The organism is Microbulbifer agarilyticus (assembly GCF_020171345.1).
In the GTDB taxonomy this organism is placed as follows: Bacteria; Pseudomonadota; Gammaproteobacteria; order Pseudomonadales; family Cellvibrionaceae; genus Microbulbifer; species Microbulbifer agarilyticus_D.
Genome location: NZ_JAIUZM010000002.1, coordinates 186628 through 200578, shown reverse-complemented (window position 1 = coordinate 200578; position 13951 = coordinate 186628). Strand labels below are relative to the sequence as shown.

At 56.0% G+C, this 13951-nt stretch carries 13 protein-coding genes; all 13 read right to left on the bottom strand.

The window, feature by feature from the left end; all coding sequences use genetic code 11:
* Nucleotide 1: 1 nt before the first annotated feature.
* The 13 genes from lpxB to tsf all read right to left on the bottom strand — a co-directional run bounded on the left by lpxB (nt 2) and on the right by tsf (nt 13937).
* The gene (gene lpxB / locus LCM31_RS08075; protein WP_224869839.1) at nt 2-1129 is read right to left on the bottom strand and encodes a lipid-A-disaccharide synthase; all 1128 of its coding nucleotides are present in this window, start codon (nt 1127-1129) and stop codon (nt 2-4) included.
* Between the two features lie 44 nt (nt 1130-1173).
* A complete protein-coding gene (gene lpxA / locus LCM31_RS08070; protein WP_224869002.1) occupies nt 1174-1953 on the bottom strand; it encodes an acyl-ACP--UDP-N-acetylglucosamine O-acyltransferase in 780 nt (259 codons plus the stop codon).
* 196 nt (nt 1954-2149) lie between these two features.
* The gene (fabZ, locus tag LCM31_RS08065) at nt 2150-2587 is read right to left on the bottom strand and encodes a 3-hydroxyacyl-ACP dehydratase FabZ (protein WP_224869001.1); all 438 of its coding nucleotides are present in this window, start codon (nt 2585-2587) and stop codon (nt 2150-2152) included.
* Nucleotides 2588-2677: 90 nt separating this feature from the next.
* Nucleotides 2678-3733, bottom strand: a complete 1056-nt coding sequence (gene lpxD / locus LCM31_RS08060; protein WP_224869000.1) for a UDP-3-O-(3-hydroxymyristoyl)glucosamine N-acyltransferase — start codon at nt 3731-3733, stop codon at nt 2678-2680.
* Between the two features lie 33 nt (nt 3734-3766).
* On the bottom strand, nt 3767-4282 hold the full coding sequence (locus LCM31_RS08055) for an OmpH family outer membrane protein (RefSeq protein WP_100169381.1): 516 nt from the start codon (nt 4280-4282) through the stop codon (nt 3767-3769).
* 122 nt (nt 4283-4404) lie between these two features.
* Nucleotides 4405-6975 (bottom strand): outer membrane protein assembly factor BamA, encoded by a 2571-nt coding sequence (gene bamA / locus LCM31_RS08050; RefSeq protein WP_224868999.1) that lies wholly within the window; start codon nt 6973-6975, stop codon nt 4405-4407.
* Between the two features lie 178 nt (nt 6976-7153).
* Entirely contained in the window at nt 7154-8512 is a 1359-nt protein-coding gene (gene rseP / locus LCM31_RS08045) for an RIP metalloprotease RseP (protein WP_224868998.1), read from the bottom strand.
* A gap of 82 nt (nt 8513-8594) precedes the next feature.
* Nucleotides 8595-9791, bottom strand: coding sequence for a 1-deoxy-D-xylulose-5-phosphate reductoisomerase (ispC, locus tag LCM31_RS08040; protein WP_224868997.1), 1197 nt, complete (start codon nt 9789-9791; stop codon nt 8595-8597).
* A 30-nt stretch (nt 9792-9821) separates the two neighbouring features.
* A complete protein-coding gene (locus LCM31_RS08035) occupies nt 9822-10667 on the bottom strand; it encodes a phosphatidate cytidylyltransferase (RefSeq protein ID WP_224868996.1) in 846 nt (281 codons plus the stop codon).
* A gap of 63 nt (nt 10668-10730) precedes the next feature.
* Nucleotides 10731-11492, bottom strand: coding sequence for a polyprenyl diphosphate synthase (uppS, locus tag LCM31_RS08030; RefSeq protein ID WP_224868995.1), 762 nt, complete (start codon nt 11490-11492; stop codon nt 10731-10733).
* On the bottom strand, nt 11492-12049 hold the full coding sequence (gene frr, locus LCM31_RS08025) for a ribosome recycling factor (RefSeq protein ID WP_224868994.1): 558 nt from the start codon (nt 12047-12049) through the stop codon (nt 11492-11494). Before frr ends, uppS begins: the two co-directional genes overlap by 1 nt.
* Nucleotides 12042-12782 (bottom strand): UMP kinase, encoded by a 741-nt coding sequence (gene pyrH, locus LCM31_RS08020; protein WP_224868993.1) that lies wholly within the window; start codon nt 12780-12782, stop codon nt 12042-12044. Before pyrH ends, frr begins: the two co-directional genes overlap by 8 nt.
* Before the next feature lie 291 nt (nt 12783-13073).
* Complete coding sequence (gene tsf, locus LCM31_RS08015) at nt 13074-13937, bottom strand: translation elongation factor Ts (RefSeq protein WP_224868992.1); 864 nt, start codon at nt 13935-13937, stop codon at nt 13074-13076.
* Nucleotides 13938-13951: the final 14 nt, after the last annotated feature.

Genomic DNA, 13951 nt, shown 5'->3' with positions numbered 1-13951 from the left:
CTTATTTCTGCAGCAAGGTGCACACGGCATCAGCCGCCTTTTCGGAGGCATTGCGGCGCAATTCCTGATGCATTTCGCTGAATTCACGGCGCAATCGATCACCCAGTAGCGGGTCATCAAAGTAATTCAGCACAGCGCCGCCCAGGGCCTCGGGGGTCGCATCGTCTTGCAGGATTTCCGGCACCAGCTCGCGCTGCGCCAGCAGGTTGGGCAGCGAAACCCAGGGTGTATGCAACATACGGGAGAAAATGGCATAGGACAGTGTTGCCATTTTATAGGCCACAACCATGGGTTTATTCATGAGCATGGTTTCAAGCGTCGCCGTGCCTGACGCGATCAGCACCGCATCTGCGGCCGCGAGTGCCTGTTGGGAATTCCCATCCAGCAAGGTCAGGGATAACTCACTTGCACCGGGCAACTCAGCAATCTGCTGCTCCAGTTGCTGCCGGCGCTCAGGATTGGCGGCTGGCAATACAAACTTTAGCGCGGGCCGACGCTGCTGACACCAGATTGCCGCCTGCAGAAAGAGCGGTCCAAGTAAACGCACCTCGCCACCGCGACTTCCCGGCAACAAGGCAACCACCTGATCTTCCGATGCAAACCCCAGAGACTGTCGTGCCGCCTCCACATCCACTTCAAGCGGGATTTCATCGGCGAGTGGATGCCCCACAAAACTCACCGGAACATCGTGCTCGCGATAGAAGTCCGCCTCAAACGGCAGCAGCGTCAGCATGTGATCCACGGCGCGGGCAATTTTCTTGATACGTCCGCGGCGCCACGCCCACACCGAAGGGCTGACATAGTGCACCGTGGGAATGCCGGCGCCGCGAAGCGCCTCTTCCAGGCCGAGATTGAAATCCGGGGAGTCAATACCGATAAACACATCGGGAGGATTAGCGATGAAATGCTCGCGCAAAGTGCGACGGATCTTGAGCAACTCGGGCAGACGCTTTAGTGGCTCCACCAGCCCCATCACCGACAGTCGCTCCATGGGAAACAGAGACTCGGCGCCGAGCGCCTGCATGCGAGGCCCTGCGATACCGACAACCTCAAGGTTCTCGAATCGTTTTTGCAGCGCCTGGATCAAACCAGCGCCGAGGATGTCTCCAGAAGCTTCACCGGCAAGCATGCCGACACGCAGCGTTCCACCCTGCGGCTTTACAGCCTTGTTGCTCAACGGACAATCCCACGGGTGGAGTTTTGCAGGGAATCAATCCACGGCTGAATGGCCTCGGACTCCTGTCGCAACTGCGCCAGCGACTCCAGCGCCTCATCAGTCGTCAGCCCGCGGCGATAGACAATTTTGTAGGCTTTGTTGATCAGGGCGATATCTTCACGACTGAACCCCCGGCGACGCAAACCTTCCGCATTGATGGTTTTCGCTTCGGCAGGGTTGCCTGCAACCATCACGTAGGCCGGGACATCCTTACCGATCCCCGCGCCCATCCCGGTAAATGCGTGCTCACCAATGGTGCAATGCTGGTGTACCAGGGTATAACCGCTCAGGATTGCCCAATCCCGCACATACACGTGGCCGGCCAACGCAACGTTGTTCACCAGGATGGTGTGGTTACCGATCACACTGTCGTGACCAATATGCGCATACGCCATCAGCAAGTTATCGTTGCCAATGGTGGTTTCCCCACGGTCCTGCACGGTCCCGCGATGGATAGTGACACCTTCGCGAATCACATTGTTATCGCCGATCACCAGGGTGGTTGGCTCGTCCCTGTATTTTTTGTCCGGGGTATCCTGGCCGACACTGGAAAACTGGTAGATGCGGTTGTTTTTTCCCAGCTTGGTAGGCCCGGTCAGCACTACATGGGAAGCGATCTCACAGCCATCGCCAACTTCTACATCGGGCCCCACAACACTGTAAGGGCCAATTTGCACGCCTTCTCCGATCACTGCCGAATCATCGACAATGGCAGTTGGGTGGATCTTGGTCTGCATGCTGTGGCTTTCTCCTCACCGGCTCGATGCATGATCGACTGGGCACCAAGTAGCGAACACACGTCCGCACACTGGCGCCAGAAACTACGGCGATACTTTACCCGCGAATCGCGAATATAAAAATCAATTTAGTCACATTGGTGCCAGCCGAAGCTGGCAAGAACCTGCGCTGTTCAACGCAATCGGCGTAGATCGCTTAGATCTTTCTCACCGCGCAAAGGATATCTGCGGACGCCGCAAGCTCACCGTCTACGCTCGCTTTACCTGCAAACTTCCAGATTCCGCGACGCTCGGACACAACTTCCGACTCGAGCTGCAGGCGATCACCCGGCACAACCTGACGCTTGAAGCGCACATTGTCGATACCGGCAAACAGATACAAATAGCCGTCTTCCGGTTTCTGCCCCAGAGTTTTAAAGCCGAGAATGCCGGACACCTGCGCCAGCGCTTCGACGATCATCACACCTGGAAAGATAGGCACTTCGGGAAAGTGGCCGTTAAATACCTCTTCGTTGATCGAGATATTCTTGTAACCCTTGATCGACTTCCCTTCTTCCAGTTCGACCACACGATCTACCAGTAGGAAAGGATAGCGGTGCGGAAGGTATTGACGAATTTCCTGTACGTCCATCATGGCGATTTGTCCCCAGAAACCACTTCGGGGCGCCAAACGCCCCGAAACTTCGAATGAATCTTGTGAAAAAGCCCAGCCAGCAGGTTCAACCTAATCCGGTGCCTGCGCCTGTTGCTTGAATGCTGTCTCCAACGCCTTCAGGCGTCGGGCCATCTGATCGAGTTGCCCATAGCGCACTGCATTGCGACGCCAGCTACGACTGTCCATAAAGGGCGTCCCACTGGAATAGGAGCCAGCCTCTTCAATGGATTTGGTAACCAGAGTACGCGCAGTCACATGGCTGCGATCCGCGATGGTGACGTGACCGACAATACCGACACCACCAGCGATGGTGCAGTGCTTGCCGATAATTGCGCTGCCCGCCACCGCCGAACATGCGGCCATGGCTGAGTAGTCACCAATCTGCACATTGTGCGCGATTTGCACCATGTTGTCGATCTTGACACCGCGTCCAATCACCGTATTGCCAAGTGCGCCGCGGTCAATACAGGTACAGGCACCGATCTCCACTTCATCGGCAATTTCGACACCACCCAACTGATGGATCTTGGTCCACTGGCCATCGGCAGGAGCGAAACCAAAACCATCGCCCCCAATTACCGTATTACTGTGCACGGTACAGTCTGCACCTATCGCGCAACCATGGTAGACCACCACATTGGGGAACAACCGGGTATTTGCACCGATTTCACTGCCTTCCCCTACGACACAGCCCGGACCAATGATCACACCCGATGCGATGCGGGTATTGGCCTCAATCACCGCTCCGGGACCGATCGACACACCGGTCCCGATGTCCGCAGTACGATCAATACTGGCGGAGGGATGGATACCCGCCGTGGGCGTCGGTGTTTGATCGTAAATCGCTGTCGCTTTCGCAAACGCAAGATAGGGATTGGGAACGATTAATGTACTGACCGGACAAACCTCTGCGTCTTTGGCGGAAACCAATACTGCAGAGGCCTTGGTATCTTCGAGGAAGCGACGGTAGTTTGCACTGGCAAGAAAGCTCACTTCGCCAGCAACCGCGTCTTGCAGGGTGCTTAACCCGGTAGGTACTTGCTCACTACTGGCGCCAGGCACCAGGCGCAACTCTGCGCCCAGCATCTCAGCCAACTGCGCCAGAGTTGGCTGTTTGTTAGTCATCGCTAAACCTTATTCGAAGCTGAAGGACGCTGTTTACTTGCCTGCGTTAAGACGCTTGACCAGCTCTTCTGTCAGGTTGGCGGACTTGCCTGCATATACGGCAGCGCTCGCGTCCAGCACCAGATCCAGCTTCTGCTCTTTGATCACCTCTTCCAGAGCGGTCTTGGCTTTTGGCAGCAGCTCTTTTTGCAGATCCTGAACCGCCTGCCCTTCCATCGCGCGCAGCTTTTTCACAGTGGTTTCGAAATCGGAACGCTTGAAGTTGATTTTGCGCTGCTGCTCGGCCTTCTTCTCTTCAGACCAGGTAACGCCATTTTTCTGAGCGTCCTCTGCCAGTTTTTGCATTTCCGCGCGGATGCTCTCGGCACCGTTCTGCAGCTGAGAGTACTCAGAGCTGGTTTTCAGCGCATTGATTTTGGACGTCGCTTTTTCAGTGCTCATGATCGCAGCCTGGATATTTACTACGGCGACCTTGGTCTGTGCACTGGCGGCACCCGCGAACAACAGACCTGCCAGCAAAATTGCACTTGCTTTTACAAATTTGAACACTTTCTTATTCTCCATCTTTCTTTAGATTTTCGGTCCCTTCCACAGGAGCCGTGTACGTCAGATAAACCACTTCGGGTAGCTGGGACTCAACCCTAAACACTCCCGACGCCAATTTCCAGTGGTTAGAAGCTATTACCCAACGAGAACTGGAATACTTCCACATCGTCGTCTTCGTTCTCCTCAAGCGCCTTGGACAAGCTGAAGGTGAGCGGGCCGAAGCCGGTGATCCAGGTCAAACCCACACCGGCGGACACATTCAGGTTTTCCACCGCAATGTCATAACAGTTCAGCTGAGTCACCCCACAGCTGTTGCTAAACACGTTACCCGCATCGATAAAGAACGCAGACTGCATGGAGCGCTGATCCTTGACAAAAGGAATCGGGAAAATCACTTCCGCACTACCTTCCACCAGAATATTACCGCCGAAAGGCTGCGGGTTACGGCCGGTTGAAGTCGTAATCAACTCACCAGTATTCTGGTCGAGCAGGTAACAACTTTTGGTGACATTACCCTCGGCATCTACAGCACACGCCGTGGTTGAATAGAACTCCGCAGGCGTGGAACGCGGCCCCAGGGTGTTGCGCTCGAATCCACGCACGGAGCCAAATCCACCGCCGTAGAAGTTTTCGAAGAACGGCAGTTCCTCGAGGTCTCCATAGCCATCGGCGTAACCGAGACGAGTGCGCAAGCGCAATGTCAGGTTTTTAGTCAGCGGGCGGAAATACTGGCCGGTATAAATGAACTTGTAGTACTCCAGATCACCACCAGGCAGCGCTATCTCAACGGATGCCCGCTGGGAGGCACCGCGGGTCGCCAGGATACCCCGGTTCAGGGTGGAGCGCGCATAGGAGCCCGTCACCGACCAGGTATCGAACTCGTCACCGTACAGGTCCACGAAACCGTCCAGATCGGTGTTCAGCAGGCTTTCATCCAGAGGCATACTGAGATCCAGCGCAACCCCATCCGCTACCGCCTGCTCCAGTTCTTCCAAAACCACGGTTTGGTCGGACGCAAGAATATCGCTATCGATGCCGCTGATCGGACGCGGGCTGTCAATAATCTCCTGCACAGAGCTACTGCTTGTACTCAGCTCGAGATGGTTGAAACCAATATTCAAACCGATACGAGAGATTTCAGAGATCGGATAGCCGAAGCTCAAGCCTGCACCATAGGTCGTGGTGTTATAGCTCGACAGGTTAATCTCGGAGTAATCCCGCTCCTGATAGAAAATATTGAAACCACGGCTCACGCCGTCCGGCGTGAAATAGGGATCTGTATAAGAGAAGTTCAGCACCGACTGATAGGTGGAAGTATTCACCGCGAAGCCTACGGACTTACCGGTGCCCATCCAGTTATTCTCCTGAACGTTGGCACCCAGCACCAGGCCACTACCCTGGGCATAGCCCACGGTGCCGCCGATGGTACCGGAGGGCTGCTCCTCAACGGTGTACTCCACATCGATCTGATCGGAAGTACCGGGAACCTCAGTGGTTTCTACCTGCACTTCTTTAAAGAAGCCGAGACGCTCCAGGCGCACCTTGGACTGTTCGATGCGTGCGGAAGACGCAGAGGATGCTTCCATCTGGCGCATCTCGCGGCGCAACACATCATCCGAGGTGCGCGTATTACCGCGGAAATTGATACGGCGCACATAGGCGCGCTTGCCCGGATCAATGAAGAAAGTGACCTTTACGGTTTTATCATCTTCATTCGCTTCCGGCATACCGTTCACCTCGGCGAAGGTATACCCCTCGTTACCCAGGCGCTTGGTAATGTAATCGGAGGTGGTGGTCATCAACACCTGGGAAAAGGTCTGCCCCTTGCGCACCAGCAGCAAGCGGCGAATTTCCTCTTCGGAAACGACTGGGTCACCGGCCAGCTCTACTTCGGAAACCGTATATACATCTCCCTCACTGATATTTACCGTGATAAATACGCTTTGCTTGTCAGGGCTCAGGGAAACCTGGGTGGATTCGATCTTGAATTCCAAATAACCACGGTCGAGGTAATAAGACTCCAGGCGCTCCAGGTCACCGGTAAGTTTCTCGCGAGAATACTTGTCATCACTGTTCAACCAGGACAACCAGCCAGTGGTCTGCAGCTCAAAAATTTCCGCCAGCTCATCGTCAGAAAACGCGCGGTTACCAACGATATTGATGTGCTTGATCGCGGCGACGGAGCCCTCGTCCACAATAACTTTCAGCTCAACCTGGTTGCGTGGCAGCTCTTTCACTTCCGTGGTTACGCTGGCGCCATAGCGCCCCTGGGCCACATACTGACGCTCAAGTTCCTGGGCCAGGCCTTCCAGAGTTGCACGCTTGAAGATCTGCCCTTCCGCAAGACCGTTGTCATTCATACCCTTGAGCAGGTCTTCGGTCTTGATCGCCTTGTTACCGGTAATCTCAATTTTTGAAATCGCCGGGCGCTCACGCACGGTGATGACCAATACACCATTCTCACGGCCGATCTGGATATCCTGAAAATACCCGGTGCGGAACAACGCGCGCGTGGCGCTCTGAATCTCTACGCTCTCAATCTGATCACCGACCCGGACAGGCAGGGCCGCAAATACGGTACCCGCTGAGACCCGCTGCAATCCCTCGACGCGAATATCGTTGACCTCAAACGACTGGGCGTAAGCGGCAATGGGCAGAGCTAGGCCGAGCGAAGCCGCTTTCAGGAAATTTTTCATCTACTAATTCCGAGTGTTTATTCGCAGTTCCATGAGGGCGTAACGCCCAACTCACTGGGATCAAGGTCCCTATCAAGTCCACTTACCCCTGGGGTAAAAGTGGCGCCTGACCGTCTAATAAAGCCCACCAAGAGGACCTTTGCCCTCAATGAGACCCGAGGTACAGGCAAAAAATTCACTACAGGCGCAAAATGTCGTTATAAAGCGCCAGCGCCATGATACCGAGCACCATAGCCATACCGACCTGCAGACCTATCATCTGCACTCTTTCCGAAACGGGCGAACCCTTAATCGCCTCAATACCGTAGTAGAGGAGATGACCGCCGTCGAGAACCGGGATCGGCAACAGGTTCAACACACCGAGACTGATGCTCAACAGAGCAAGCAGCGACAGGAATGACTGCCAGCCTGCGTCGGCAGAAGTGCCGGCCACTTTAGCAATGGTGATAGGACCGCTCAAGTTACGGGTAGAAAGCTCGCCAAACAGCAGCTTTTTAAGGCTGTTCAGGGTAAATACCGTCTTGCTCCAGGTCTCTTCCAGGCCCTTGTTCAAGGCGCCCAGAACACCGTAGTGATAGCGCCGCACCCGCTCCTCGGGCCAGGATGCCGCAACCGGCAAGACCCCAATGCGGCCTATTTTTTCACCACTGTCTAACGTGACCTCGTCTGGCGTGATTGAAACCACCTGCTCCGCACCATCGCGCAGTACCGTGACCGCTACCGACTGCTCCGGGCGCGCCTTGATATAGGAGGTCCACGCCTCCCAACCGCTGAAATCGCGCCCGTCAGTGGCGATAATTTCATCACCAGCCTTCAAGCCACCTTTCGCAGCAGGGCTACCATCGACCACCTGGGCAAGCTCCATGCTAACCTGTGGAATCCACAGTTTGACACCGACCTCAGCCAGGGGGTCCGCAACCTCCTTACCCGCCAGCCAGCGATCAATATCCGCATACATGTGGTACTCCAGCGCAGAATCCGGATAGCGCACGGAGAACTTGATATGGCCTGAGTCGCCCAGACGATTCGCCAAGCGCCAGTTCAGTGCCTGCCACGTGGGGGTTGGATGATCGTCGATCGCGATGATTTCCTGGCCTTCTTCCAGACCTGCGTAAGCAGCAAGGCTCCCCTGCTCCACATCGTCCACAATCGGGACGGGGCCAGAAGTACCCCCCATAAACACGCCCCAGAAGAGCACAATTGCCAGCAGGAAATTCGCGAGCGGGCCGGCAGCCGCAATCGCAATACGCTGCCACACATTCTTGCGATTGAAGGCCCGCTCCAAATCTTCCGGGGCCACCGCACATTCGCGCTCATCGAGAAACTTGACGTAACCACCCAGGGGGATGGCGGATACTGTAAATTCGGTGCCGTGACGGTCGTAACGTGACACCAGTCGCTTGCCAAAGCCAACCGAGAAACGCAGCACCTTTACGCCACACCAGCGCGCAACGATAAAGTGACCGAACTCATGAAAGCTCACCAGCACACCGAGAGCGACCAACGCCCAGACTGCAGTTTGTAGAAAATCTAACATGGGATCAGCTTACTATGATCTCGTTCATGGCTTACGCCCTTTATCTTATGTCCTATATGCCGGCCTATGGCTTCGCCATTTTTCAGGCGCCGCAGAGTTCTGCCAAAGCCTGATGAGCCTGCGCACGCGCCTCTCGATCCGCCTGTTCGACTGTCTCAAGGTCTATCAGTTCAACCACGCCAGTGGTCTCCATGACCTTTTCTATTAGCTGCGCGATACCGGTAAACGGGAGCTCGCCTGCCAGGAAAGCCTCCACAGCCACTTCGTTGGCCGCATTGAGGATAGTGGGTGCACTGCCACCCGCCAACATGGCCTCGCGCGCAAGACGCAAACACGGAAAGCGCAACTCATCCGGCGCTTCAAAGTCCAGACGTCCGGCGCTAATCAGATCCAACGCGCTTACACCACTCGCCACCCGCTGGGGGAATGCCAGCGCGTGCGCGATTGGCGTACGCATGTCCGGGTTTCCCATCTGCGCCAACAAGGAGCCATCGCGGTACTGCACCATGGAATGCACGATACTCTGCGGGTGCACGACCACCTGAATATCTTCCGGCACGGCATGGAATAGATAACAGGCTTCGATAAACTCCAAGCCCTTGTTCATCATGGTGGCGGAATCCACCGAAATTTTCCGCCCCATGGACCAGTTGGGGTGATTACACGCCTCGTCCGGCGTAACCCGATGCAAACTCTCAGGATCCGCGGTGCGGAAAGGCCCGCCCGACCCAGTCAACAGGATACGCTCTACACCGGCGTCGGTGAGGCTATCACAGGGATATGGCAGACATTGAAAAATGGCGTTGTGCTCACTGTCGATCGGCAGCAGCGAAGCATCACTTTCGGCCAGGGCAGCCATAAACACCGGCCCCGCCATCACCAGCGACTCCTTGTTGGCAAGCAGCACCTTTTTGCCGGCCTGCACGGCAGCAAGTGTTGGGCGCAAACCGGCTGCGCCGACAATGGCCGCCATCACAATGGCGACCTCGGGGTCTGACGCTACCTGACACAAGCCGTCGGTGCCGCTCAGCACTTCGGTAGACAACCTCTCAGCCGCCAGAGTCTCGCGCAGCTTCGCAGCCTTGCCCTCTTCCAGTACCACCACATAACGTGGCGCAAAACGCCGGCACTGCTGTGCCAGCTCTTCAATACGGTCACGCGCAGTCAGCGCATATACGGAGTAATTTTCGGGATGACGGGCGAGCACATCCAGCGTACTCACCCCGATGGAACCGGTGGACCCGAGCACACAGACAGATTGTGGGGTCATGGTTTGCATGAAATTGAACTACCTCTGCGCCCAAGAAATTCAGAGATACTTGGGCAATTCGCTGGCGAGCGCCGCCATAGTGAATACCGGTAACGCTGCCGTGAGGCTATCCAATCGGTCAAGAATACCGCCATGCCCCGGCAAAATTCGGCTGCTGTCCTTAATGCCGCGGTGACGCTTGAACATACTCTCGACCAAATCCCCGATAACGGATGCAAGCGCCGTCACCAGTACACCGATGGTAAACAGAACAGTATTTTTGGTCGGCAGATCGAACGCCACCGACACACCCAACGCAAGAACCAGACAGGCCGCAAGCCCGCCGAAAAACCCTTCCCAGGACTTCCCCGGGCTGACCTCTCGCGCCAGCTTATGCTTACCGAACTTACGCCCGACAAAGTAGGCACCCACATCGGCAGCAACCACGACAGCCACCACAAACAGCACCAGCCAGGCGCCGTGTTCAAGCCCCTGCAAAATCACCACCGACAACCACGCCGGCACCAGGACGACCAGGCCGATAAACCCGCGCGCCCAGCGGTTACCCCACAACATGGCACTGGCTGGATAGCCCTGTACCCACAGGAACGCCAGCGCCCACCAGCCACAGGCCACCGCCAGAATCTGGCGCGCGCGGTCGGTGTCGGGAGAGGAAAAATCAAAATCGAATACGTAGTGTGCCGTCAGCACCAGTGCACCGCCTAAAGCGGCGAGAAAAACGAACCGCAGTGCACGATTCAAGTTGGATAAATTGGCCCATTCCCAGCCACCCAGCAGGATGACACCGGCAATCACAATGGAGAACCACTGTAATGGCACGAAGAACAGCAGCCCCAGGAAAAGAGCAACCAACACCAGCGCGGTAATTATTCTTTGTTTTAGCACCGTTAAACCCTTAAACCTTCTAATTTGCTAACCCGAATCCCCAAACAGTCGGCCCCTGCCGACTCAGGCCTGAGCTTCCAGCCCGTCATCGCTGCGCCCGCCGTAACGGCGGTCGCGCTGACGAAACGCATCCAGCGCCAGATCCAGCGCCTCAACGTCGAAATCCGGCCACAGCGTATCCGTAAAATAGAACTCGCTGTAGGCCGCCTGCCACAAGATAAAGTTACTGATGCGCTGCTCACCGCTGGAGCGTATCACCAGATCCACCGCGGGCAGATCCGACAACTGGATATGCGCACCGAGCGCCGCCTCGTCGATAGAGTCCGGCATGCGCTCGCCTCTCGCCACTTCCTCCGCCAGAGTGCGCGCAGCCTGCGCGATATCCCACTGACCACCGTAGTCCGCGGCAATCACCAGGGTGCCGTTTTCGCCACCGCGAGTGAGGCTTTCCGCCTCCACAATGGCCCGCTGCACGCGGGGCGAGAAGCGGTCACGGCGGCCGATCACACGCAACTCAACGCCCTGCTCCTGCATACGCCGGGCCTCCCGGCGCAAATAGGAGTGGAACAGTGTCATCAGCAACTCCACCTCTTTCGGTGGTCGCTGCCAGTTCTCACTGGAAAAGGCGAACAGCGTGAGCACCTCAATCTGGCGCCCCTTACAAGCCTCGATCAGGTCTCGAATCCGCTCGACACCCGCTTTATGACCGGCGGAAGGTGACAGGCCCCGGCGCGCCGCCCAGCGGCCGTTTCCATCCATAATGATGGCGACATGTCGCGGCCCCGCCTGCATATGTGTTGCCACACCAGTACCGCCGGCAGACATCAGATTTCCATCAAGTCTTTTTCTTTTGTCGCCAGTGCCTTTTCCACCTCAGCAACGTACTTGTCGGTCAACTTCTGGATCTCATCCGCTGCACGACGCTCGTCGTCTTCGGAGATTTCCTTGTCCTTAACCAGTGCCTTCACTTCCGCCAGCGCATCGCGACGGTTGTTGCGGATGGACACGCGCGCACTTTCCGCTTCGCCCTTGGCCTGCTTGATGAAGTTTTTACGTGTTTCTTCTGTCAGCATGGGCATCGGGATTCGAATCACAGCACCAGCGGTAGCCGGATTCAGGCCCAAATCAGACTTCATGATCGCTTTTTCGATGTCCGGTACCAGGTTCTTCTCCCAGGGCGTTACCGACAAGGTACGCGCGTCTTCAACGGTAACATTGGCAACCTGAGAGAGCGGCGTGTCAGATCCGTAGTAGGACACGTGAATACCATCGAGAATACTCGGGTGGGCACGACCAGTACGGATTTTGTTGAAGTTGCTACCCAGCGCTTCCAGGGCCTTACCCATGCGCGCTTCGGCCTGTTTTTTGATATCGTCAATCACGATTCACTTCCTCTTCGATCAATGTGCCCTCTTCGCCACCCACAACGATATTGAGCAGTGCGCCGGTTTTATCCATACGGAAAACCCGCACTGGCATGTTGTGTTCGCGGCAGAGGCAAATTGCAGTTAGATCCATTACACCGAGCTTCTTGTCGAGAACCTCGTCATACGTCAGGCGGTCATAGCGGGTGGCCTCAGGCACCAGCACTGGATCGGCAGAATATACGCCATCCACTTTCGTGGCCTTCAGAACCATTTCCGCTTCAATTTCGATTCCGCGTAAACAGGCGGCAGAATCCGTGGTAAAGAATGGGTTCCCGGTGCCGGCAGCAAAAATCAGCACCTCACCACGCTCCAGATAACGGATGGCTGCGCGGCGATCGTAGTGATCGACGATGCCGCTCATCTGAATGGCAGACATCACGCGGGAGGAAATATTTGAGCGCTCGAGCGCATCGCGCAGCGCGAGTGCGTTCATCACAGTGGCCAGCATCCCCATATGGTCGCCAGTCACCCGATCGAGCCCTGCCGCGTTGAGCGCAGCGCCACGGAACAGATTACCGCCACCGACAACCAGACCAACCTGGACACCAATACCGACCAGTTGGCCAATTTCCAGGGCCATTTTGTCGAGCACTTTGGGGCTGATACCAAACCCCTGTTCGCCCATCAGCTCTTCTCCGCTGAGCTTTAACAGGATTCGCTTGTACTTGCGGTCTTTAATACCTGGCATCCCTTGTTCCTCAACTGTTACGGGCTAAATTCTGTGTTGAGACGCAACCGGAATTCCGGTTCGCGCCCGCCGAACATTACAACAAATTCGGCGCTATACCTATGGCTATACCTATCTGGCTGGACCCAAATAGCGAGTTTGCCTCGCTTTCCCGCTCAACAGCTCAGATATTGAACAAAATATTCCCCTGAGCCAGATACTACAGCGGGGTGCCCCGGAAGTATTCTAATGAACACGCCGGGAGCACCCCGCTGGTGCCGGCGACCCGAAGGTCACCGACTGGGTCGAGCATCAAGAGCTGGATTTCACCTGAGCGGCTACTTCCGCTGCGAAATCCACTTCTTCCTTCTCGATACCTTCACCAACTTCGAAACGCAGGAAGTTGGACACATCGCCGCCAGCATCCTTCACCAGCTTGGCAATAGTAACGTCAGGATTCTTAACGAAAGGCTGCTCTACCAAGCTGTTCTCTTTCAGGAACTTCTTGATACGACCGCCCATCATCTTCTCTACGATCTCGGCAGGCTTGCCTTCCATATCCGGCTGAGCCTTGATGATGTCCTTCTCTTTTTCCAGCACTTCAGCCGGCATATCTTCCGGCTTAACCACCTGCGGATTAACCGCAGTTACGTGCATAGCCACATCGCGCGCGGTTTCAACGTCACCACCACTCAGGGCAACGATCGCAGCGATACGGTTGTTGGAGTGAACGTAAGCGCCAACCACCGGTGCTTCCACCAGCTCGATGCGACGCACACCAATGTTCTCACCGATTTTCTGTACCAGCGCTTCACGAGCGTTTTCCAGCTCACCTTCCATCAGTGCAGCAACGTCTGCCTGGCGATCGGCGAATGCCTTATCAACCACTTTGGCAACAAACGCCTGGAAGTTTTCGTCGCGAGCAACGAAGTCAGTCTCGGAGTTCACCTCTACCAGAACACCGTAGCTGCCATCTTCTGCAACTTTTGCGGCAACAACGCCGTCAGCAGCGGTACGACCAGCTTTCTTAGCCGCTTTCAGGCCAGAGGCCTTGCGCAGATCTTCGATCGCTTTTTCGATGTCACCATCGGCCGCAGTCAGTGCCTTTTTGCACTCCATCATCGGCAGGCCGGTGCGCTCGCGCAGTTCTTTTACCATTGACGCAGTAATCGCCATGATTCAATCCTCGG